Origin of the sequence: Collinsella sp. BG-O-102 (assembly GCF_023656745.1) — a bacterium.
Classification (GTDB): Bacteria; Actinomycetota; Coriobacteriia; order Coriobacteriales; family Coriobacteriaceae; genus Collinsella.
Genome location: NZ_JAMOKO010000008.1, coordinates 39,062 through 60,422, shown reverse-complemented (window position 1 = coordinate 60,422; position 21,361 = coordinate 39,062). Strand labels below are relative to the sequence as shown.

Genomic DNA, 21,361 nt, shown 5'->3' with positions numbered 1-21,361 from the left:
TCTATCTGGGCATTTTGCGGCTAAGTGTCCATTTGCTGACGTGTGGCTGAATAAATGGACAGATTTGTGCAAGGTTTTGGTCGGTTTTTGGTTTGACCGCTAAAACCGGTTTTGGAGCGTGGCTGTTGCGGAGCTCCCTTCCTGACACGATGGTGTTGGGAGGTTTTGCTATGGCGCAGCGCGAACAACACGAACGGGTCAAAAAGATGGACCGCTGGGCGGACAAGCTGCTCGGTCACAAGGCAGTGGTGATGGCGATACTGGTCGTCATTGCGATGGCGAGCGGCTTGGCGATGGCGAATCTTGGCGGCGGTACTGGCGGCGTGTCGTTTGAGCGCACTGATGGTTCGGGCTCGTTAGTGGAGCCGGGATCCGGCGATGCCTCGAGCGGAAAGACATCCGAAGGCTCTTCGTCTAAGGCGTCTGCCGCGGCAGAGGTTTATGTCGATGTTGATGGTGCCGTTGTGTCGCCCGGTGTATATCGCGTCAAGGACGGCGCGCGGGTGGCTCAGGCGATAGATGCCGCCGGCGGGCTGGCGCCCGAGGCAGACGTTACGGGGCTCAATCGGGCATCCAAGGTCGTCGATGGGCAGAAGATTCACGTTCCAACGGTGGGGGAGCAGCAGGCGTCCATTGCGGAAGCCGGTGTTGATGGTGGGGCTTCCGCATCATTGGGCGTGAGTGGCGCAACGGGCCTAGTCAACATCAATACGGCAAGCGCGGCAGAGCTGCAGACGCTCTCGGGCATCGGTCCCTCCGTGGCACAGTCGATTATCGATGAGCGTACAAAGAACGGTGCTTTTGCCTCGGTTGACGATCTGATGCGTGTGTCGGGAATCGGCGAGAAGAAGCTTGCCAAAATCAAAGATTGCATCTGCGTATGAGTGCGACCGAGCGCGAACATGTGATGCCTCCGCGGCCCCTGATGCCGTGGACGATGGCCCTGTGTGCCGGCATGTGCATGAGCTGCGCCTTGGTGCTCAACGTGGCCGCTGATGCGCTGCTGAGGGAGCAGGCGCCGGCGGTCGGGCTGCTATGGGCCATTCCCGTTGCGGCGACGGTATTCGTTGTGCTGGCTCAATCTTGTGCGCGGCTTGCCCCTTGGAAGCGGTGGCTGTATGCCGCGTCCGTCGGTCTCGTGGCGGGAGCGGTCGTCTCGGCGTGGTGGGCTGCGGGCGCGCTCAACGCCTCGAAGGCGCTCGACGGTCGAGCGGCAAGCAGCCTCGAGTTTGTCGTGCAGGGTGATCCATCCATAAACGACGACGTGTATTCCTATACCTGCGAGGTACGCGCGGACGGTAAGAACTTGGCAACGGTTCGCCTATCGTGCGACCGCGAGCTCAAGGTCGGGGCGCACGTGCGTGTTATCGGTCGCGTTTCACGTTTTGAGAACGATGCGTATGGACGATTGCGCGTGCTCCGAGGCGAGGTGCGCAAGGTTAAAGCCGTTCGGATTGTGTCGGTCGATGAGGGCTCTCCGGGGCCGCTGCTTCGGCTGCGAAATTGGCTGCTTGCGTCCATCGCGCCTGCGACCGACCCGGCACGTGCGCTCATAGCTGGTGTCGTCTGTGGTCGTTCGGCCGAGCTGCGCGCCCAGCCGGCGGGCGACTGGTTTTCGGTGACGGGAACGGCGCATCTTATCGCCGTCTCGGGCAGCCATCTGGCTATCGTGGGGTTTGTGATCGAGGGCGTATTGCAAAAGACTCGGTGCTCACGTGGTTTTCAGCGGGTGATATTGGCGATAACGCTTGTGGGCTACGCTGCCTTTACGGGCGCGTCTCCCTCGGCCGTGCGCGCGTGCTGCATGGTGTTCGCGACGCTTGTCGTAAACGGAGCGGGTCGTCGTCGGCACGGCGCATCGGCACTCTTCGTAACCATGTCCATCTTTGTGCTACTGAGGCCGACGGTGCTGTTCGAGATGGGCTTTCAGCTTTCATGTGCCAGCGTCTTTGCCATCCTGTGCTTTTGCCCGTATGCTACCTACGCTTTGGGTGAGCTGAGCGTGCCGTCGGGCATTGCCAGCATGCTCTCCGTCACACTGTGCTCGCAGTTGGCGACGCTCCCCATCACCATTCCTGCCTTTGGTACGTTCTCGCTCATTGCTCCGTTGGCAAATGCGGTCATCGGTCCGGTGGTGAGCGTACTGCTTGCTGTGTCGATCGTGCTGGTTCCCTTTTCGCTCGTGGCGCCGTTGCGGACTTGGGCGCTCGTTGTGCCCATGATTGCCGCCCGTTGCGCGCTGTTCTTCGAGCAGCTGTTTGCCGCCGTGCCGGGTGCATCCGTGAGCGTGCCGCCCGATAGCATGTGGATTTACCTAGTGCCGTGTTTGCTGGCGGTTCTGCTGGTCTGGTGGCCGCGTCCCCGTGCACGTCTTATGGCGGTGGGGCTTGCATGCCTGGTGCTCTTGGCTGCGATTCCGTACGTCTACTGGGATCGATTCGCTCCGCCTTCGGTGACGGTACTCGATGTGGGCCAGGCCGATGCGATTCTTATCCGCGAGGGCGGTGCAGTAGCGCTCGTCGACTGCGGGCTCGACGAGCGCGTGGTGGCGGCGTTGGTTCGCAATAACGTGCACCATATCGATGCCGTCTTTGTGACGCATTGGGATGAGGACCACTGGGGTGGTCTGCCTGCCGTGCTCGAACAGTTTTCGGTCGGAACGATTGCCGTGGCGGCGGATGCGCTGGAGGATGCTCCTGCCGAAGTATTGAACCGACCTGGCGTGGAGTATCGGCAGGTGCGCCGTGGGGATACGGTCGACATCGGCTCATTTTGCGCTCGCGTGATGTGGCCATTCGAGTCCGTGGATGGCGAGGGAAATGAGGACTCGCTTGTCCTGCTGCTCTCTTATATTCAGGAAGGCAAGGGCCTGCGTATGCTCCTCACCGGTGATGCCGAGCTCGACCAAGAACGGGAATTCGTGCAGGAGGTGGGGGATATCGATGTCCTTAAACTTGGGCATCACGGCTCTAAGGTTTCAGTCGATGGTGAGTCGCTGGACGTCCTGAAGCCTGAGCTTTCCCTCGCGAGCGCGGGCGAGGGGAATCGATACGGCCATCCGTCCGATGCTTGCATCGATGCCGTTAAGGAAGCGGGCGGTGTGTTCGCGTGCACTATCGAACACGGCGATATCACCATCACGCCGACCGCGAAGGGCTTTACGATGCGATGCCAGCGACCGTGACGACGTCGTTGGCGTGTGGTGGGCCCCTGGGCTAGAATGGCACGGAACGAATACGAAGGCCTGCGGGAGGGGAGCGCAATGTCCGAAATCGGTCTGCTGCCGGCATATCTGATCGTCGGTACCGACGGCGTCAAGCGCGATCACGCCGTCTCGCGTATGAAAGCGCGTCTGGAAAAGACGGGCATGGTCGAGTTCAACCTCGACGAGCGCGATATGACCAAAGACCCCGATATCGAGTCGATTATCGGATCGCTCAACACCTTTCCCATGGGCAGCGAGTTTCGCCTGGTAATCCTTGATGGCTGCTCAAAGCTCGCCAAGTCGGTCTCGGAGCCGCTCGTCGAGTATCTGGCGAGTCCCAGTCCCACAACGGTCTGCCTCATCATCGCCGACTCGCTTGCCAAGAACACGCGCCTGTATAAGGCGATCGCCAAGATCGACAAGAAGGCTGTGATCGATTGCTCCGGCACCAAGCGCTGGGAGCTACCGCGCCGCGTGCAGCAGATGGCGACGCAGCACGGCAAGTCGATCACGACGGCGGCCGCCGAGGAACTCGTCTCGCGTTCGGGTGAAAACACTCGCATGCTCGATAACGACTTGGCTAAGCTTGCCCAGATGGTCGAGGTGCCCCAGATTGAGCTTGCCGACGTTGAGCGCTGGATTGTACGTACGGCCGAGGTTCAACCCTGGGACTTTCTCAATGCGGTCTCGGCCCGTGACATGCGACGCTCGCTCGAGCTCTTCAATCTACTGCCCGCCAAGAGCTACGTGTGGACTTACACATTGCTGTGCGGCCGCATCCGCGAGCTTATCGTTGCCAAGGCGCTCGATGCGCGCGGACAGGGTCGTGAGCTGGCCGCAACACTTAAGCTCCAGTCCTGGCAGGTCAAGAATCACCTGACCTGGGCACGTCGCTTTTCGATGGCAGAGCTCGTTGCCGCGCTCGAGGGCGCGGTCGATGTGGAGCTCGCACTGAAGGGTTCGGCCGATTCTCAGACCGCGCTTTTGCTCTGGATTACGAACATCTTGAGAAAATCGTGATGATACCTGCCTATTTGACAAATTCGTTCTATCCCTTTGAGGGGGAGCGTGCTATAGTAGGCGCTTGCATGACCTCACCGTGTCTCAGAGGTGTCATACATTTTTTGCAAGGAACTCGAAAGGAACTCCAGAAGTGGCAAACATCAAGTCTCAGAAGAAGCGTATCCGCACCAATGAGGCAGCTCGCATGCGTAACAAGGCTGTCAAGTCCGAGCTCAAGACGCTGACCAAGCACGTCCAGTCCGCCGTCGCCGAGGGCGACGCCGAGAAGGCCCAGGCTGCCCTCAAGACCGTCACCAAGCGTCTCGACATGGCTGCCGCCAAGCATGTTATCCACAAGAACCAGGCTTCCAACCGCAAGTCCGGTCTTGCCAAGCTCGTGAACAGCATCAACGCCTAAGTTGTAAATTTCACACCACACAGATTACGCGCATAAATGGAGCCTGTTTTATGGAACAGGCTCCATTTTTTGTATCGCTCGGGTAAGATAGTCCGCATGAATACTTCAATTGACATTTCCCACATCCGCAACTTCTCAATTGTTGCGCACATCGACCATGGCAAGTCCACGATCAGTGACCGTATCCTCGAGCTCACCCATACCGTCGACGAGCGCGACATGGAGTCGCAGCTGCTCGACACCATGGATATCGAGCGCGAGCGCGGCATCACGATCAAGTCCAACGCCGTCCGCGTGTCCTATGACGCCGACGACGGCGAGACGTATCAGTTCAACCTCATCGATACGCCGGGCCACGTGGACTTTACCTATGAGGTCTCGCGTTCGCTGGCCGCCTGCGAGGGCGCGGTGCTCGTCGTCGATGCCACCCAGGGTGTCGAGGCGCAGACCGTCTCCAATGCGACGCTCGCCATGAACGCCAATCTGGACATTGTGCCGGCCATCAACAAGATCGACCTGCCCTCGGCCCATCCCGATGAGGTCAAGACCGAGATCGAGGATGACTTGGCGATCCCTGCCGATGATGCCGTGTGTGTCTCGGGCAAGACCGGAGAGGGCATCCACGATCTGCTGGAGTCCATTGTCTTTTTGATCTCTCCGCCCAAGGGCGATGCGAACGCGCCGCTCAAGGCACTCATCCTGGATTCGTACTTCGACGAGTATCGTGGTGTCGTCGCCACGGTGCGCATCTTTGACGGTTCCATCAAAAAGGGCGATACCCTGCGCATGATGCAGGCAAAGGGTGACTTTTTGGTCGATGGCGTGGGCGTCAAGCGTCCCGCCGAGACTCCGGTCGATGCGCTGACGGTCGGCGAGGTGGGCTACGTGGTCACGGGCCTGAAGGACCCCGAGGCCGTGCGCGTGGGCGATACCCTCACGTGGGCGTCGAATCCCTGCCCCGAGCCGCTTCCCGGCTACCGCGAGGCCAAGCCCATGGTCTATACGGGCCTGTTCCCGATCGATAACAAGGACTACGAGAACCTGCGTGACGCGCTCGATAAGCTGCACGTCAACGACCCGTCGTTGGTATGGGAGCCCGAGACCTCGGTGGCGCTCGGCTTTGGCTTCCGCGTGGGCTTCCTGGGCCTGCTGCACATGGAAGTCGTTAAGGAACGCCTGGAGCGCGAGTTCAACTTGGACCTCATTGCCACGAGTCCCTCGGTCGACTATCACGTCTACAAGACCGACGGCGAGATGATCGATGTCCGCAGCCCGCAGGACCTTCCCGAGGCCACGCGCATCGAGCGTATCGAGGAACCCTACCTCAAGGCAAAGATCATCTGCCCGCCTGAGTACACGGGCGCCGTCATGCAGCTCGCCATCGAGCACCGCGGCGTTACGACCGACATGATCCACCTGACGAGCAAATCGGTCGAGATGCGCTTTGATATGCCGCTTGCCGAGCTCATCTTGGACTTCTTTGACCAGCTCAAGAGCCGCACTAAGGGCTATGCCTCGCTCGACTACGAGTTCAACGAGTATCGTCCTTCCGAGCTTGTGAAGCTCGATATCTTGCTTTCGGGCGATGAGGTGGACGCGCTGTCGTTTATCGTGCACAAGGACAAGGCCTATGGCCTGGCCCGCGGTCTGTGCGACAAGCTCAAGGAGATCATCCCGCGTCAGCTGTTTGAGGTGCCCATCCAGGGTGCTATCGGCAACAAGATCATTGCCCGCTCCACCGTCAAGGCGCGTCGCAAGGACGTGCTTGCCAAGTGCTACGGCGGCGATATTTCGCGTAAGCGCAAACTGCTCGAGAAGCAGAAAGAGGGCAAGAAGCGCATGAAAGCCATCGGCTCGGTCGAGGTCCCGCAGGAGGCCTTTATGGCGATTCTCAAGGTGGACGAGTAGGCCTATGGCGCTTTCCGAATACAGCGAGCGGTTGCTGGGCGCCTATGCCGAGCAACCGTTCCTTATGGCTCCCATGGCGGGCGTGACCGACCCTGCCTACCGCATCATGTGCCGCCGCCGCGGTGCCAACCTTGCCTACAGCGAGATGGTGAGCGTGGCAGGCCTTGCCTATGCCAGCAACAAAACGTGGCGCCTGGTGCTGCCGGCCGACGAGGAGCAGCAGATTTGTGTGCAGCTCTTTGGCTCCAAGCCCGATCAGTTTGCGAGTGCCGTCGCCGCCGTCGAGGAGCGCGTTGGCGATCGCCTGTCGCTCATCGATATCAATATGGCATGCCCCGCCCGCAAGGTCGTTACCAAGGGCGAGGGCTCGGCGCTCATGCGCACGCCCGTTTTGGCCGAGAAGATCGTCGAGGCGGCGGTGGGCGCGGCGCATGTACCCGTGACCGTCAAGATTCGCAAAGGCTTTTATGCCGAGGACCGTAATGCCGCGACGTTTGCCCAGATGCTCGAAGGCGCCGGTGCCGCCGCGGTGGCGGTGCATGGCCGCTGCGCCACGCAGCTCTATACGGGCCAGGCCGATTGGTCAGTCGTCGATGAGGTTGCCGACGCCGTTGAGATTCCCGTGATCGGTTCGGGCGACGTGTTTACCGCCGAGGATGCCGCGGAGCATCTGCGCAACTCGGGCGCCAGCGCGGTGTTTATCGCGCGCGGTATCTACGGGAACCCGTGGGTGTTTGGCGATGCTCGCGCCCTTGCGCTCGATGGCATACCGGTGCCGGTTCGCAGCTCCGTCGAGCGCCTGGACGCCCTGCGTGAGCACCTAACGCTGACACATGAGCTCCTGCCGCTTATGTCGCGTGCCCGTACGTACGCAAGCTGGTACTTAAAAGGCATGCCCCATGCCGCCGCTTGGCGTGCCCATGTGGTGCGCTGCTCCACGTATGAGGAGTTTATGGTGCTGGTCGATGAGATCGAGCATGATGCGGTGGCCTGCGAGGCCGCCCTTGCCGCTGGCAAGTCGGTGCCTGCTCATCCGCTGGAGGCTTAAGGGTGGCCGTTACCGCGCTGTACGTGCACGTGCCGTTCTGTGCCCAAAAGTGCCGCTACTGCGACTTCGACTCGCGCAGTTTTGCTCCGTGCGACCTGAGCGCTGCGCTCGATGCCTATTTTGAGCAGTTGTTCGCGCGCCTCGATGCTTTTGGCAAGGCTGGTGCCCTTGACCAGACCCGCACCGTCTATGTTGGCGGCGGTACGCCGTCGCTGGCGGGGGAGCGTTTGGTAGAATTTGCCCGGCGTATCTCTGCGTGGTGCAAGCCTGTTGAGTTTACCTGCGAGGCCAATCCCGAATCGCTGACCGCAGAGCTTGCCACTGCGCTTGCCAAGGTTGGTGTCACGCGCGTCTCTCTGGGCGTGCAAACGCTCGATAACGCCGAACTTACCGCCATCGGCCGCATTCACGATGCCGATCGGGCGCTCGCTGCCATCACGACGGTCAAGGACGCTGGGCTTGTCGTGTCGTGCGACCTGATGTGCGGCCTTCCCGGGCAGACCGACCTAAGCTGGCAGCGCACACTCGATGGCGTGTTGGCGGCGGCGCCGCATCATGTGTCGGTGTACCCGCTCACGCTCGAGGAGGGCACGCCGCTCTATCGCATGGCGTGTCGCGACGAGTCGCTCGAGCCCGACGAGGATTTTCAGGCTGCATGCATGGATGCGGCGCGTGAGCGCCTGAGTGCGGCCGGCTATCACCCGTATGAGGTGGCAAGCTACGCGCTCGACGGCCATGAGTGCGCCCACAACATTGCCTATTGGACCGGACAGGGCTATCTGGGTTTGGGCCGCTCTGCCGCCGGTATGCTCGACGCCGAGGATTTCGATCGCTTGGCCGGGCTGTTTCCCGACGTGCTTGCTCGCGGCGATGCGTATCGCGTGCGCTTGGTGCAACGCGACGATGCCGCGACGACGTTTGATGCCGAGTATCTGTCGCAGCGCGAGGCGGCGGCCGAGGATTTGATGCTTGCCTGTCGCATGACGCGTGGCATTGGGCCCGATCTGTTGGTTCGCTCGGCAAGCGTGATCGCTGCAGATGAGTTGGCGGCGGCCTGCGACCGTGCGGTCGAGTTGGGCCTTGCCACCTGGGTGCCCGATCATATTGAAGGACATGCGGGGCGCGTCACCTCGAAAGACGTTATCGCAGGTCGCGTCCGTGCTCGTTTAGCGCCCACTCACTTGGGCTGGCTCGATGGAAATGTGCTGTTCGAGCTGTTTTGGGGTCTAGCCTAGGCCGCTCGGGTAGAATTACCGCTATATATACGCTGCTGTGAGCAGGAGGTTGCCGCGCATGGCGACGATGAACGAAAAAGATTACTACGAGATTTTGGGTGTCTCCAAGGACGCCACCTCGCGTGATATACAGAAAGCCTTCCAGCAAAAGGCCCGCAAGCTCCATCCGGACGTCAACAAAGAACCGGATGCCGAGGAAAAGTTCAAAGAGGTTTCCGAGGCCTATGCTGTGCTTTCGGACGAGCAGAAGCGTGCGCGCTACGACGCCATGCGCTCGGGCAATCCCTTTGCCGGCGCTCCCACGGCTTCGCCCTATGGCGGCGGTTACGCCGGCAGCGCGGGCTACGGCAATCCCTTTGAGGGCGGCTTTCCCTTTGGTGGCGCCTGGGGTCAGCCGCGTCGCGGGCAGGCTGCCTATAATCCCGAGAACGGCGCCAACGTGGTCGTCGATATCAAACTCGACGCCAAGGAGGCCAAGGGCGGTGCCCGCAAGACCGTCCGCTATACGCGCTTCGATACCTGTGGTCACTGCGGCGGTTCGGGCTCTGTTTCGTCCGAGCATGCACATACCTGTCCGAGCTGCGGCGGTCGCGGCCACATCGATGTCGACCTGTCCTTTCTGTTTGGTGCCGGCACGTTCCAGTCTGTCTGCCCTGAGTGCGGTGGCTCCGGTAAGGTCGTCGCCGACCCCTGTCCCGATTGCGGCGGCAGCGGGCGAACCCGTGTGACCTCCGAGCAGACGATTGAGTTTCCCGCCGGCACGCACGATGGCGACGAGGTCCGTATCGGCGGCATGGGTCACGCCGGCACCAACGGCGCCTCTGGCGGTGATCTGGTCGGTCGGGCCCATGTTGAGGCCGAGCGCCTGGAAGGCAAGGCCCGTACCGGTTTTTACCTGATGGGCATCGTGGCGCCGTTTTTGGTGCTATCGGCCATCTCGGGCGTGTTCTCGGCCTTTGCCGTGATGTGCTTTATTCCGTTTGCCATGGGCCTGTTCATGGTGCTCTCGGACGGCGTGCTGCACCGCAGCCTGCTGTGGTGGAAGCGCGGCGCGATGCAGTTTGCCAACGGTTTTGCCAACGGATTTATGTTTGCGCTCGTGTCGGTTTGGTTTGCGAGCTGCTCGCAACGTGCCATGCTTTCGCCCTACGCAATGCAATAACATCAAACCCTCTGTTTGCGGCCGGCCCAGCTTGGGTATAGGACGCACTGTGACAATAATGAAAGTCGGAAGGATTCGGTCGTGTCGGAAAATAGGGATTACTACGAGGTGCTTGGCGTCGACAAGGATGCCGACGCGCGGACGATTAAGCGCGCGTTTCTAAAGAAGGCCCGTACCGTACACCCGGACGTTTCGGACGACCCCGAGGCCGAGGCTAAGTTCAAAGAGCTCAACGAGGCATATTCCGTTCTTTCCGATGAGCAGAAGCGTGCTAACTACGACCGTTACGGCACTGCCGACGGCCCCGGTGGCTCCGGCTACGTCGATATCAACGATATCTTTGGTGGCATGGGCATGGACGACTTGTTCTCGTCGTTCTTTGGCGGCGGTGCCGGCGGTGGCGCCCGCAGCCGTCGTGAGCGTCGTCGCGGACGTGATATGGCCATCTCGCTTTCGGTGACGCTCGAGGAGGCGGCGCTCGGCTGCAAAAAGACAATCAGCTATGACCGCCTTGCTCCTTGCGAGGACTGCAATGGCACCGGTAGGGCAGAGGGCGCACAGGAAAAGCAGTGCGGCCGCTGCCACGGTACGGGCTACGTCACGACGGTTCAGCGATCGTTTTTGGGCCAGGTTCAGTCTTCCTCGCCTTGCCCCGACTGCCATGGCGAGGGCACGGTTATCGATCATCCCTGCGAGACCTGCGACGGTCAAGGCCGCACGCCTTCGCACGAAAAGATCGACATCGATATTCCCGCCGGCGTTTCGACCGGTCGCCAGCTTCGTGTGAGCGGCTTTGGCGAGGCCGGCCTTCGCGGCGAGCCTTCGGGCGACCTGATTGTCAACGTGCGCGTCGCCGACCATGAGCGCTTTAAGCGCAACGGTGATGACCTGTACCTGGTGAGCGATATCTCGATTGCGCAGGCTGCGCTCGGCTGCGAGATTGAGGTCGAGGGCATTATGCCCGACGAGGTCGTTAAGGTGACGGTTCCCGCCGGCGCCCAGTACGGCGACACCGTGAGCGTCAATAATTACGGCATGCCGCGCATTGGCGGTGGCGGTTCGCGTGGCCGCCTGATCGTGCAACTGCGCGTGGTCGTTCCCACCAATCTTTCCAATAAGCAGCGCGAGCTGCTCCGTGCTTTTGCCGATGAGATGGGCGATGACGTCGCTTCTGGTAAGAAGTCGGTGACCGACCGTATCAAGAGTGCCCTCGACGATATCCTCGATTAAGGAGCCCGCGTGCTCGCACCCCATATTTCCGTCGTCAACCTCGGCTGCCGTGTCAACCGGGTTGAGTCTGACCGTATCACTGCCGATCTTATGCGCTTGGGCTTTGCTATTGTGGAGCCCCAGGATGCCGATCTGATCGTCATTAACACTTGTGCCGTTACGGGCGAGGCCGAGGCTAAGACCCGTAAGGCCGTCCGTCATGCGCTGGCCCATCCAAACGAGCCCTATGTGGTCGTGACCGGATGCGTGGTCAATTTGCATCCCGAGGAGCTGTCGGAGCTTTCGGATCGCGTGATTGCCGAGCCGTCCAAGATAGATGTCGCCGAACGTGTTTGCGAGGTGCTGGGTGTTGAGTCCGATAGCGTTCCCGCCTGCAGCGATGGCGAGGTGGTCGATGCGCTCGGTCGCTCTCGCCTGGGCGTGAAGATTCAGGATGGCTGCAACCATCGCTGCACCTATTGCATTGTGTGGAAGGCGCGCGGCCCCGAGCGCTCCGTGCCCGTCGAGTCCGTGCTCGAGCAAGTTCGCGAGGCCCAGGAGGCCGGCGTGCCCGAGGTGGTGCTGACCGGTGTGAACCTGGGTGCCTACGATGGCAAGAGCGCGACCGACGAGCACGTCGAAATCGATGAGCTGCTCGAGGCCATCATGGAGCGCACGTCTATTCCGCATGTGCGCATTTCCTCGGTCGAGCCCATGGATATCTCCGAGCGCCTGCTTAAGGTTATGGCGCGCTACCCGCAGCGTATCGCCCCGTTTTTGCACCTGCCCGTGCAGTCCGGCTGCACGGCGACCCTGCATCGCATGGGCCGTCCCTATAGCGCCGAGGCCTTTGAGGACACGGTGCGTATGATTCGCGCCAACTTGCCCCTGGCGTCCCTTTCGTGCGATGTCATCGTCGGTTTTCCTGGTGAGACGGACGAGGAGTTCGAGGAGTCGCTGGCGCTGTGCCGCCGTGTGGGTTTCTCGCGTATGCACGTGTTCCGCTACAGCAAGCGTCCCGGTACCCTTGCTGCCGACATGCCCGACCAGGTGCCACCCGAGGTTATGGCCGAGCGCAGCCGCCGTATGCGGGCCGCCGCGCAGGAGCTCGCTATTGCCGACGCTCGTCGTCGCGTGGGCACGGTCGAGCGTGCCGTGCTCGAGTATGGTGACAACCTGACGCTTGGTTCGTTCCATCATGCCCGTCTTGACGATACCTGTGGACTTACAGCCCCGTGCCTGCTCGATGTTGCTATCATCGGAGTCGATGATTCCGGCTTGGTCCATGCACGCAGGGAGGTCCATGGAAGCCTCGAAGATTAGACTTACCGTTCCCGAGGGTATTGACCCCTCGCGTGTTTTGGGCGCCGGCGATGGCGTCCTTCGTGCGCTCGAGAGCTTGGTTCGCGCCCACGTGGTCGCCCGTGGCGACAGCATCGCCGTGAGCGGTGACCCGGACGAGGTCGAGCTCGTGGCGCGCTTTTTCGAGCATACTTTTCGTGAGGCGGCCGCCGGACGCACGCTGTCTGCCGACGATGTCTCTCGCTGCCTGGCCGTCTTGCGCGACGGTGAGCACGAGGCTACGTCGCTTCGCGATGACGTGCTGCTTTCGTATCGCGGCCGTGTCATTCGCCCCAAGACGCTCGGTCAAAAGCGCTATGTGGATGCCATCCGCTCGCATACCATCACGTTTGGCCTGGGTCCTGCCGGTACCGGTAAGACCTATCTGGCCATGGCGCTCGCCGTTGCCGCGCTCAAGCGTCACGAGATGGGCCGTCTGATCTTGACGCGTCCGGTTGTCGAGGCGGGGGAGAACCTGGGCTTTTTGCCCGGTACCCTCGAGGAAAAGATCGATCCTTACATGCGTCCGCTCTACGACGCCCTTTTTGACATGATGGATCGCGAGCGCACCGATGAGCTTATGGAGCGTGGCGTGATCGAGATCGCCCCGCTTGCCTACATGCGCGGCCGCACGCTGAGCGATGCCTTTGTGGTGCTCGACGAGGCGCAAAATACCACGCCCGAGCAGATGAAGATGTTCCTGACGCGCCTGGGTTTTAACTCCAAGTTTGTGATTACCGGCGACCTGAGTCAGCGCGACCTGGTGGGCCGTCGTGGCGGTCTTGCCGACGTTGAGCAGATTTTGGGCCGTGTCGACGATGTCGCATTTTCTCACCTCGAGCGTGCCGACGTGGTACGCCATGCCTTGGTGGGGCGTATCGTCGAGGCATACGATGCTTATGATGATGTACGCGAGAAGCGCGTGCGCGACCGAAAGGAGTCCCGTTGAGTGTATTGATCAGCAACGATGCCGAGCTCGATACGCTGCTCGACGCGCGGGAGGTAGAGCACATCTGCGAGGTTGTGCTTGCCGCCGAGGGCGTTGAGCGTGAAGTCGAGATTTCCCTTTCGTATGTCGACGAGGACGAGATGCACGAGCTCAACCACGAGTGGCGCGGTATCGACCGCACCACCGATGTCCTCTCGTTTGAATGCGACTCGGCCTTTGACGAGGATATTCCCGCCGACGAGACGCTCGAGCTCGGCGATATCATCTTGGCCCCGCAGGTCATTGCCCGTCAGGCCTCCGGCTTTGGCAATAGCCCTGCCGACGAGTGTCGCCTGATGCTCGTTCATGGCATGCTGCACTTGCTGGGGTATGACCATATCGAGGATGACGAGGCCGAGGTCATGGAGGCCCGCGAGGACGCCATCCTGCGCGATCTGGCGCTCGAGCGCGGCGAGGACCCCAAGCTGGTCCACGTCGGCCCCATCACCAACCACGCCCACGACTAGGAGCCGTTTATGATTCCCGGATCGAACAAGGACCATCCGTCCTTCTTAAAGTCGTTCTCCTATGCCATGGAGGGCTTCGTCACCGCCGTCAAGACCGAGCGCAACATCAAGGTTATGCTCGCGGCAGGCGTGTGCACCGTCATTGCCGGCTGCATCGTGGGGCTCGATATTGCCGAATGGGCCACGGTTATCATCTGCTGTGGCCTGGTGATTCACGGCGAGCTGTGCAACACCGCCATGGAGGCGATCGTCGACCTGGCGACCCAGGAGCTCCATCCTCTGGCAAAGCGTGCGAAAGATATCGCCGCCGCCTCCGTATACGTACTTTCCATCACCGCCGCGATTGTGGGATTGCTGGTATTTGCCCACGCACTCGACTTTATTTAGAAAGGGATTTCCATGTCCGACACTATGCAGCCTATCGATGAAACTCTGGATGACGAGTCCCTGGATGCGGTGGATACCGAAGCGGCCGAGGCATACGAGGAGATCGAGGAGTTCGACCCGTTTGAGGGTATGAGCGACGAGGAACTCGACGCCCTGTGCGACGAGGACGACAACCTCGCGGGTTTTGGCGACGTGGAGCCCGGTTTCCGCAGCGGCTTTGTGGCCCTGGTCGGTCGTCCCAACGCTGGCAAGTCCACGCTGCTTAATGCCTGCTATGGCAAAAAGGTCGCCATCACCTCGCCGGTGGCCCAGACGACCCGCCGCCGCATGCGCGCCGTCGTTAACCGTCCCGGCTACCAGCTGGTCTTTGTCGATACCCCGGGTATCCACAAGCCCAAGGACGGTCTGGGTTCCGAGCTCAACAAGAGTGCGTTGTTCGAGCTGAACGATGTTGACGTCGTCGCGTTTTTGATTGATGCCACCAAACCTATCGGCAGGGGAGACGCTTGGGTTGCCGAGCGCGTCAGATGCGCCCGTTCCAAGAAGGTTCTGGTGCTCACTAAGGCCGATGAGGCCGACCCCGCACAGGTCATGGAGCAGCTTAAGGCTGCCCACGAGCTCATGGAATATGACGATGAGATCGTGACGTCGTCGGTCAAGAACTTCAACGTCGATGCCTTTATCGAGACCGTTGCGCACTTTTTGCCCGAGGGTCCGCGTTGGTTCCCCGAGGACATGGGTACCGACGCTTCCGATGAGACGCTCGTTGCCGAGTTTGTGCGCGAGAAGGTCTTGCGCCGCACCCGTGATGAGATTCCGCACTCCGTTGGCGTGATCTGCGATGCGCTTGAGCAGACCAAGAAGGTGCTGCGCGTGCACGCCACCATTTACGTCGAGCGCGAGGGCCAAAAGGGCATCATCATCGGCAAGGGCGGCGAGATGATCAAGCATATCGGTATCGACGCCCGTCGCGATCTTGAGCGCATCTTTGGCACGCAGGTCTTTTTGGAGCTGGACGTGAAGGTCAAGGCCGGCTGGCGTGACGACGAGGCCCAGATTCGCCGCTTTGGCTATAACGCCGAGGACTAAGGACGCGCGGCGCGCATGGCAGGCTCCCGGACATATCGCACGAAAGTGGTCGTGCTCGATAAGACTAAGCTCAAAGAGACCGACCTGATCTTGACGATGCTTGACGAGCGGGGGCGGCAGGTTCGTGCCGTGGCAAAGGGCGCCCGCAAACCCGGCGGACGCCTGGCTGCGCGCTGCGAGCTGTTCTGTACGGTCGATATGCTGCTCGCACATGGACGGTCACTCGACGTGGTTTCCCAGGCCGAGCTTATGGAGGCGCCGCTCGGCGCTGCGCCCGATTACGAGACGACCTGCGCCGCAAGCGCGATCGCCGAGGTTGCGCGCGTGTGCTCGTTCGAGGACGCCGAGGACCCGTTTACCTTTGCCATCACGCAGCGAGCGCTTGCCCTGGTGGGCAGCGGGCTTGACACGGCGCATATGGACCTACTTGTGGCGGCATATGTCTTTAAGCTGCTGTCGCACGTTGGCTATCGACCCGATTTTTCGGCCTGTGTGCTGTGCGGAGACCCCATGCTGTCGTATTTTTCAGCCCAGGCGGGCGGTCTCATGTGCGGGTCGTGCGCGTCGAGCGTTCCAGGTGCCGAACTGGTGTCGACCGGTGAGACCGCATGGCTGCGCGCCCTCATGTCCATGACCTTCGATGCGCTCATGGCCGAGCGAATCGACCCGCATACGGCGGCATTCCTGCTCGGGCTTTCGCATGTTTGGGCTGCGACGCACACCGATCAGCGCCTCCGCGCGATGGAATTCATGTTGGGTCGGTGATGATGCGCAGGCGCGGGCTGCTTGTGGTAACATACCGACCTGTTGGTACCTCGACCTTGGTTGTTCGCTCCACCGGCGGCTTCCCAGTCCGAGGCGAATCGAGTCGCCCGTGGGCGACGCAAAACGAAAGGTGAAACAATGACTGTTTCCAAAGAGCGCAAGGCGGAGCTGACTGCCCAGTTCGGTAACACCCCGGTCGACACCGGCAACCCCAAGGTTCAGGTCGCCATCCTGTCCGAGCGCATCAAGGAGCTGACCGAGCACATGAAGTCCCACCAGAAGGACTTCCACACCCGTCGTGGCCTGCTCATGCTCGTCGGTCGTCGTCGTCGTCTTCTTTCCTACATCAAGAAGAACGACATCGTCGAGTACCGTGAGCTCATCAAGGCTCTGGGCATCCGCGACAACATCCAGTAGGATTTGTACATGCTAAGAGCGTCCTGCGCAGCGGGGCGCTCTTTTTGTGTAAGGGCGCGAACAATCACGCTCTGAAGCGTGGCGGGGGCAGGGGGCCCGCGTCACATGAGAAGCCCGCAGGCAAGGGGCCTGTGGGGTAAAGGAGAACAATGACACTCGTATCCAAGACCTTTGAGCTGTACGGCAAGACCTACACCTTCGAGTCGGGCGAGCTTGCCAAGCAGGCCACCGGCGCCTGCCTGGTCAAGCAGGGCGACACCACGATGCTCGACACCGTGGTCGTCTCCAAGGAGCGCAAGAACTACGACTTCTTCCCGCTGACCGTCGACTTCAACGAGAAGATGTACGCCGCAGGGCGCATCCCGGGTGGCTACCTCAAGCGTGAGGGCCGTCCCAGCGAGAAGGCCACGCTCACCGCGCGCATGATCGACCGTCCGATTCGCCCGAGCTTCCCGGACGGTTTCCGCAACGAGGTGCACATCGTCGCCACCTCGCTTGTTGCCGACCAAGTCAACCCCTTTGACGTCATCAACGTCATGGGTGCTTCCCTGGCCATGACGCTCGGCGGCGTGCCCTTCGAGGGCCCGCTTGCCTGCGTGCGCATCGGCCGCAACGTGGAGACCGGCGAGTTTATCGTCAACCCCACCTACGAGGAGCGCGAGAACTCCGATCTGGACCTGGAGCTGGGCGGATCCGCCGACTTCATCTCGATGGTCGAGGCCGGCGCCGAGGAGATCTCCGAGGACGACATGCTCGCCGCCATGAAGTTTGGCCAGGAGGCCCTTGCCGCTTTCTGCCAGGCTCAGGACGAGTTCGTCGCCGAGTGGGAGCAGGTCAACGGCCCCATCGTCAAGAAGGAGTACCCGCTCGACCAGCCCGTCGAGGAGGTCCAGGAGCGCATCTTCGCCCACTACGACGAGATGGCAGCCGCCCTTCGTGACGCCGACAAGCTCTCCCGTATCGGCAAGGTTGAGGCTCTGAAGGAGTCCATCCGTGCCGAGTTCACCGAGGAGGAGCAGGCCGCTTGGGAGCGCGAGATCCCCGTGGCGCTCAAGAAGCTCGAGAAGAAGGCCATGCGCACCATGGTCGTCGAGACCGGTGAGCGCGTCGACGGTCGTGCCGCCGACGAGATCCGTCCCATCATGGTGAAGGACAACTACCTGCCGCTCGTTCACGGCTCCGGTTTGTTCCAGCGTGGCCAGACCCAGGTGCTCTCGGTTCTTTCGCTCGGCATGCTCAACGAGGGCCAGCGTCTGGATACCATCGAGCCCACCGAGGGCAAGCGCTACATGCACCACTACAACTTCCCGCCTTTCTGCACCGGCGAGACCGGCCGCATGGGCAGCCCCAAGCGCCGCGAGATCGGCCATGGCAATCTGGCCGAGCGCGCTCTGCTTCCGGTGCTTCCCGACGAGAACGAGTTCCCCTACGCCATCCGCGTCGTCTCCGAGGTCATGGAGTCCAACGGCTCCTCTTCGATGGCTTCGACCTGCGGCTCCACGCTCGCCCTTATGGACGGCGGCGTGCCCATTAAGCGCCCGGTCTCCGGTATCGCCATGGGCCTGATCCAGGAGGAGGGCAAGACCGTGGTGCTGTCCGACATCCAGGGTCTCGAGGACTTCCTGGGCGACATGGACTTTAAGGTCACCGGCACCACCGAGGGCATCACCGCCCTGCAGATGGACAACAAGGCCACCGGCCTCACCTTCGACATCCTGGCCCGCGCTCTGCAGCAGGCCAAGGAGGGTCGCGCCTTCATCCTGCAGAAGATGCTCGATGTGATCCCCGAGCCGCGCCACACCACGCGCAGCACCGCTCCGCGCATCGTTTCCATCCAGGTTCCGACCGACAAGATCCGCGACGTCATCGGTTCCGGCGGTAAGGTCATCCGCGGTATCCAGGACGAGACCGGCGCCTCGGTCGACATCCAGGAGGACGGCACCGTCTTTGTCGGCGGCACCGGCGAGTCCGTCGACCAGGCCGTCGAGCGTATCAAGCTCATCATCAAGGTTCCCGAGCCGGGCGAGGAGTACACCGGTCGCGTGGTCTCCATCCAGCCCTTCGGCGCCTTCGTCAACCTGCTGCCCGGTAAGGACGGCCTGCTGCACATCTCCCGCGTCGCCAAGGGCCGCGTGGAGAAGGTCGAGGACGTCCTCAATGTGGGCGACGAGGTCAAGGTCGTCGTCATCGAAGTCGATGACCGCGGCAAGATTTCGCTCGATCGTCTGGATAAGCCCGAGGCCCCGGCTCGCGCCGAGGGTGCCTCAGAGGGCGACGGCGAGCACTTCCAGCGCCGTGAGCGTCCGCGTCGCGAGCGCTCCGAGCGCAGCGACCGTCCGCGCCGTCCCGGCGACAACGGAGGCCGCAAGCCCCGCCGTCACCACGACGCCGAGTAACAGCTACACATAAGCAGCTCAACAAGGGCGACTCCGGACTGGGGTCGCCCTTTTGCTATTCCCGGCGGGGTCCGCGGATAAAGTTTCCTGCTCTACAGTCCTGCTCACGACGGAGGCCACATTAAGTGGTCTCCTGTTCGTGCGGAACTCGCGATAAACTTTATCCGCGGACCCCGCCGGGAATAGCAAAAGGGCTGGTTGATGCGGGTTTCGATTTTGTCAGACAGTCTATTCAGTTATATGAATTCAGATCTTTAGATAAACGCATGTGCGGCATTACCCCAGATACAACCGACCAAAATAAACCTGTCCCTATTTGTCAGGTCTGGGGCCATCGGGGGCCGGGGCGGGTTAAGTTTGTCGCGAGTTCCGCACGCAAAGGAAAGCACTTAATGTGCTTTTCGTCTTGCGCAGGACTGTAGAGCAGCAAACTTAACCCGCCCCGGCCCCCGATGGCCCCAGACCGGCGGGATGGACCAGTTCAGATGGGGCTTTGATGCATGGGTGGTCTGTTGGTGGGCAAATGGGTATCATACTGTGGTTACTGCGTCGACTCTATGATGCATGTTTGTACGTTCCCGACGGTCGGTTTGCCAGAAGCGCCCCGTCGGTTGTTTCAGACCCGTTTCGAAGAAAGGAAACAACACTAACCTATGGCAGCTAAAAAATCATCTCCCTTGAAGATCATCCCGCTCGGCGGCCTTGACGGCATCGGCAAGAACATGACGGTCTTCGAGTGCGGCGACGACATGGTGCTCGTCGACGCCGGCCTCATGTTCCCGGATGACTCCCAGCCCGGTATCGACCTGGTGCTTCCCGACTACACCTATGTTTTGGAGAACGAGGAAAAGCTCCGCGGTATCGTCGTCACCCACGGCCACGAGGACCACACCGGTTCGCTTCCGTACCTGCTGCAGGACCTCAACAATAAGGTGCCCATCTTTTCGAGCAAGCTGACGCTTGGCTTTATCGAGGGCAAGCTTTCTGAGTTCCGCATCCGCGCACCCAAGTTCCGCGAGGTCAAGGGCGGCAGCCATGTCAACCTCGGCGGCATCTCGCTCGACTTCTTCTCGATGACGCACTCCATTCCCGGCGCTCTGGGCGTGTTCATCCGCACCAACCAGGGTACCGTTATGCACACCGGCGACTTTAAGCTCGACCAGACGCCCATCGACGGCGTCACGCCCGACTATGCCGCTATCAGCCGCTTTGCCAAGCAGGGTATCGACCTGCTGCTTTCTGACTCCACCAACGCCACGGTTCCCGGCTTTACCAAGTCCGAGGCCGAGGTTGGTCCCAACCTGCTGCACGCCATCAAGAACGCGCCGGGTCGCGTGTTCGTTGCGTCGTTCTCGAGCCACATCCATCGTTTGCAGCAGATCTGCGATGCCGCCCGCAAGTGCGGCCGTAAGGTCGTTGTGACCGGTCGCTCCATGCTCACTAACACCCGCGTGGCGCGCGAGCTTGGCTACCTCAACATCGACGACGCCGATATCATCGATGCCTTTGACATTGATAACCTGCCTGACGACAAGATTGTTGTCATGTGCACCGGTTCGCAGGGCGAGCCGCTGTCGGCCCTGTCCCGCATGGCCAATGGCGAGCACAAGACGCTCTCCATCCACGAGGGCGATACCGTTATCCTCTCGGCAACTCCTGTTCCCGGCAATGAGAAAGCCGTCCAGCAGGTCGTCAACAGCCTGGCCAAGCTCGGCTGCGACGTGTGGGATAAGAACCGCGCCCTCGTTCACGTTTCCGGTCACGGTAGCCAGGAGGAGCTCAAGCTCCTGATGGCCATGGCCAAGCCCACGTACTTTATGCCGGTTCACGGTGAAGCCGTGCATCTGCGCGCCCATGCCCAGCTGGCCCGCAAGATGGGTCTCAAGGACGATCATATCTTTATCCTCGACAACGGCGACACGCTCGAGATGCGCGGCGGTATCGTTAAGCGCGGTACGCCCGTCGAGTCCGGCGTCGTTTACGTCGACGGCCTGCGCATCGGCGATACCGACCCCATCGTCCTGCGTGATCGTCAGAAGCTCGCCAACGACGGTATGGTTACCGCTGTTGCCATCGTCTCGCTCAAGCACAAGAAGATCGAGGCCATCGAGTTCTCGGGCCGCGGCGTCTCGTTTGCCATCGACGACCAGTTCTCCGAGGATGCCTCCGCGTCCATTATGAAGACGATCGAGAAGGGCAAGTTCAGCTTTACGAGCAGCGGTTCCGATGCCATTCGCAAGGCCGTGCGCGATTCGCTCTCTAACTTTATCTGGAGCCGTACTCGCACCCGTCCGATGATCATCCCGGTCGTCATGGAGGTTTAG

At 61.3% G+C, this 21,361-nt stretch carries 18 protein-coding genes; all 18 read left to right on the top strand.

Annotation, left to right across the window (positions count from 1 at the left end; translation table 11 throughout):
• Positions 1–170: 170 nt before the first annotated feature.
• The 18 genes from NBH09_RS05565 (at position 171) to NBH09_RS05480 (ending at position 21,361) form a co-directional block, all read left to right on the top strand.
• Positions 171–884 carry a helix-hairpin-helix domain-containing protein gene (locus NBH09_RS05565; protein ID WP_148331463.1) on the top strand — a complete coding sequence of 238 codons (714 nt, stop codon included), beginning with the start codon at positions 171–173 and terminating at the stop codon, positions 882–884.
• Positions 881–3,184, top strand: a complete 2,304-nt coding sequence (locus tag NBH09_RS05560; RefSeq protein ID WP_250787303.1) for a DNA internalization-related competence protein ComEC/Rec2 — start codon at positions 881–883, stop codon at positions 3,182–3,184. Before NBH09_RS05565 ends, NBH09_RS05560 begins: the two co-directional genes overlap by 4 nt.
• A 78-nt stretch (positions 3,185–3,262) precedes the next feature.
• Positions 3,263–4,225 (top strand): DNA polymerase III subunit delta, encoded by a 963-nt coding sequence (gene holA / locus NBH09_RS05555; protein WP_250787302.1) that lies wholly within the window; start codon positions 3,263–3,265, stop codon positions 4,223–4,225.
• A gap of 133 nt (positions 4,226–4,358) precedes the next feature.
• Entirely contained in the window at positions 4,359–4,625 is a 267-nt protein-coding gene (rpsT, locus tag NBH09_RS05550; protein WP_022094714.1) for a 30S ribosomal protein S20, read from the top strand.
• Between the two features lie 96 nt (positions 4,626–4,721).
• A complete protein-coding gene (gene lepA, locus NBH09_RS05545) occupies positions 4,722–6,533 on the top strand; it encodes a translation elongation factor 4 (protein ID WP_055285150.1) in 1,812 nt (603 codons plus the stop codon).
• Between the two features lie 4 nt (positions 6,534–6,537).
• The gene (gene dusB, locus NBH09_RS05540) at positions 6,538–7,581 is read left to right on the top strand and encodes a tRNA dihydrouridine synthase DusB (protein WP_250787301.1); all 1,044 of its coding nucleotides are present in this window, start codon (positions 6,538–6,540) and stop codon (positions 7,579–7,581) included.
• A gap of 2 nt (positions 7,582–7,583) precedes the next feature.
• Positions 7,584–8,816 carry a radical SAM family heme chaperone HemW gene (hemW, locus tag NBH09_RS05535; protein WP_250787300.1) on the top strand — a complete coding sequence of 411 codons (1,233 nt, stop codon included), beginning with the start codon at positions 7,584–7,586 and terminating at the stop codon, positions 8,814–8,816.
• A 58-nt stretch (positions 8,817–8,874) separates the two neighbouring features.
• The gene (locus NBH09_RS05530; RefSeq protein ID WP_171021457.1) at positions 8,875–9,978 is read left to right on the top strand and encodes a DnaJ domain-containing protein; all 1,104 of its coding nucleotides are present in this window, start codon (positions 8,875–8,877) and stop codon (positions 9,976–9,978) included.
• Between the two features lie 81 nt (positions 9,979–10,059).
• Complete coding sequence (dnaJ, locus tag NBH09_RS05525; RefSeq protein ID WP_138374184.1) at positions 10,060–11,208, top strand: molecular chaperone DnaJ; 1,149 nt, start codon at positions 10,060–10,062, stop codon at positions 11,206–11,208.
• A 9-nt stretch (positions 11,209–11,217) separates the two neighbouring features.
• Complete coding sequence (locus NBH09_RS05520; protein ID WP_250787299.1) at positions 11,218–12,510, top strand: MiaB/RimO family radical SAM methylthiotransferase; 1,293 nt, start codon at positions 11,218–11,220, stop codon at positions 12,508–12,510.
• Positions 12,491–13,477 carry a PhoH family protein gene (locus NBH09_RS05515; protein WP_250787298.1) on the top strand — a complete coding sequence of 329 codons (987 nt, stop codon included), beginning with the start codon at positions 12,491–12,493 and terminating at the stop codon, positions 13,475–13,477. The genes NBH09_RS05520 and NBH09_RS05515 overlap by 20 nt, the downstream gene beginning before the upstream one ends.
• Positions 13,474–13,983 (top strand): rRNA maturation RNase YbeY, encoded by a 510-nt coding sequence (gene ybeY, locus NBH09_RS05510; RefSeq protein ID WP_250787297.1) that lies wholly within the window; start codon positions 13,474–13,476, stop codon positions 13,981–13,983. The genes NBH09_RS05515 and ybeY overlap by 4 nt, the downstream gene beginning before the upstream one ends.
• Positions 13,984–13,992: 9 nt before the next feature.
• Positions 13,993–14,370, top strand: coding sequence for a diacylglycerol kinase family protein (locus NBH09_RS05505; RefSeq protein ID WP_250787296.1), 378 nt, complete (start codon positions 13,993–13,995; stop codon positions 14,368–14,370).
• Between the two features lie 12 nt (positions 14,371–14,382).
• The gene (era, locus tag NBH09_RS05500) at positions 14,383–15,459 is read left to right on the top strand and encodes a GTPase Era (protein WP_250787295.1); all 1,077 of its coding nucleotides are present in this window, start codon (positions 14,383–14,385) and stop codon (positions 15,457–15,459) included.
• A 15-nt stretch (positions 15,460–15,474) separates the two neighbouring features.
• Positions 15,475–16,224: a DNA repair protein RecO gene (gene recO / locus NBH09_RS05495; protein WP_138112644.1), complete on the top strand. Its 750-nt coding sequence runs from the start codon at positions 15,475–15,477 to the stop codon at positions 16,222–16,224.
• A gap of 138 nt (positions 16,225–16,362) precedes the next feature.
• Entirely contained in the window at positions 16,363–16,641 is a 279-nt protein-coding gene (gene rpsO, locus NBH09_RS05490; protein ID WP_035138510.1) for a 30S ribosomal protein S15, read from the top strand.
• Between the two features lie 149 nt (positions 16,642–16,790).
• Entirely contained in the window at positions 16,791–19,037 is a 2,247-nt protein-coding gene (locus NBH09_RS05485; protein WP_055309899.1) for a polyribonucleotide nucleotidyltransferase, read from the top strand.
• A 653-nt stretch (positions 19,038–19,690) separates the two neighbouring features.
• Entirely contained in the window at positions 19,691–21,361 is a 1,671-nt protein-coding gene (locus NBH09_RS05480; RefSeq protein WP_022094702.1) for a ribonuclease J, read from the top strand.

Excerpts from the sequence above, each read along its gene's own strand:
- NBH09_RS05565 (WP_148331463.1), top strand. The coding sequence starts at position 171 with ATGGCGCAGCGCGAACAACACGAACGGGTCAAAAAGATGGACCGCTGG.
- NBH09_RS05560 (WP_250787303.1), top strand. The coding sequence starts at position 881 with ATGAGTGCGACCGAGCGCGAACATGTGATGCCTCCGCGGCCCCTGATG.
- holA (WP_250787302.1), top strand. The coding sequence starts at position 3,263 with ATGTCCGAAATCGGTCTGCTGCCGGCATATCTGATCGTCGGTACCGAC.
- lepA (WP_055285150.1), top strand. The coding sequence starts at position 4,722 with ATGAATACTTCAATTGACATTTCCCACATCCGCAACTTCTCAATTGTT.
- dusB (WP_250787301.1), top strand. The coding sequence starts at position 6,538 with ATGGCGCTTTCCGAATACAGCGAGCGGTTGCTGGGCGCCTATGCCGAG.
- NBH09_RS05530 (WP_171021457.1), top strand. The coding sequence starts at position 8,875 with ATGGCGACGATGAACGAAAAAGATTACTACGAGATTTTGGGTGTCTCC.
- NBH09_RS05515 (WP_250787298.1), top strand. The coding sequence starts at position 12,491 with ATGGAAGCCTCGAAGATTAGACTTACCGTTCCCGAGGGTATTGACCCC.
- NBH09_RS05505 (WP_250787296.1), top strand. The coding sequence starts at position 13,993 with ATGATTCCCGGATCGAACAAGGACCATCCGTCCTTCTTAAAGTCGTTC.
- era (WP_250787295.1), top strand. The coding sequence starts at position 14,383 with ATGTCCGACACTATGCAGCCTATCGATGAAACTCTGGATGACGAGTCC.
- recO (WP_138112644.1), top strand. The coding sequence starts at position 15,475 with ATGGCAGGCTCCCGGACATATCGCACGAAAGTGGTCGTGCTCGATAAG.
- rpsO (WP_035138510.1), top strand. The coding sequence starts at position 16,363 with ATGACTGTTTCCAAAGAGCGCAAGGCGGAGCTGACTGCCCAGTTCGGT.
- NBH09_RS05485 (WP_055309899.1), top strand. The coding sequence starts at position 16,791 with ATGACACTCGTATCCAAGACCTTTGAGCTGTACGGCAAGACCTACACC.
- NBH09_RS05480 (WP_022094702.1), top strand. The coding sequence starts at position 19,691 with ATGGCAGCTAAAAAATCATCTCCCTTGAAGATCATCCCGCTCGGCGGC.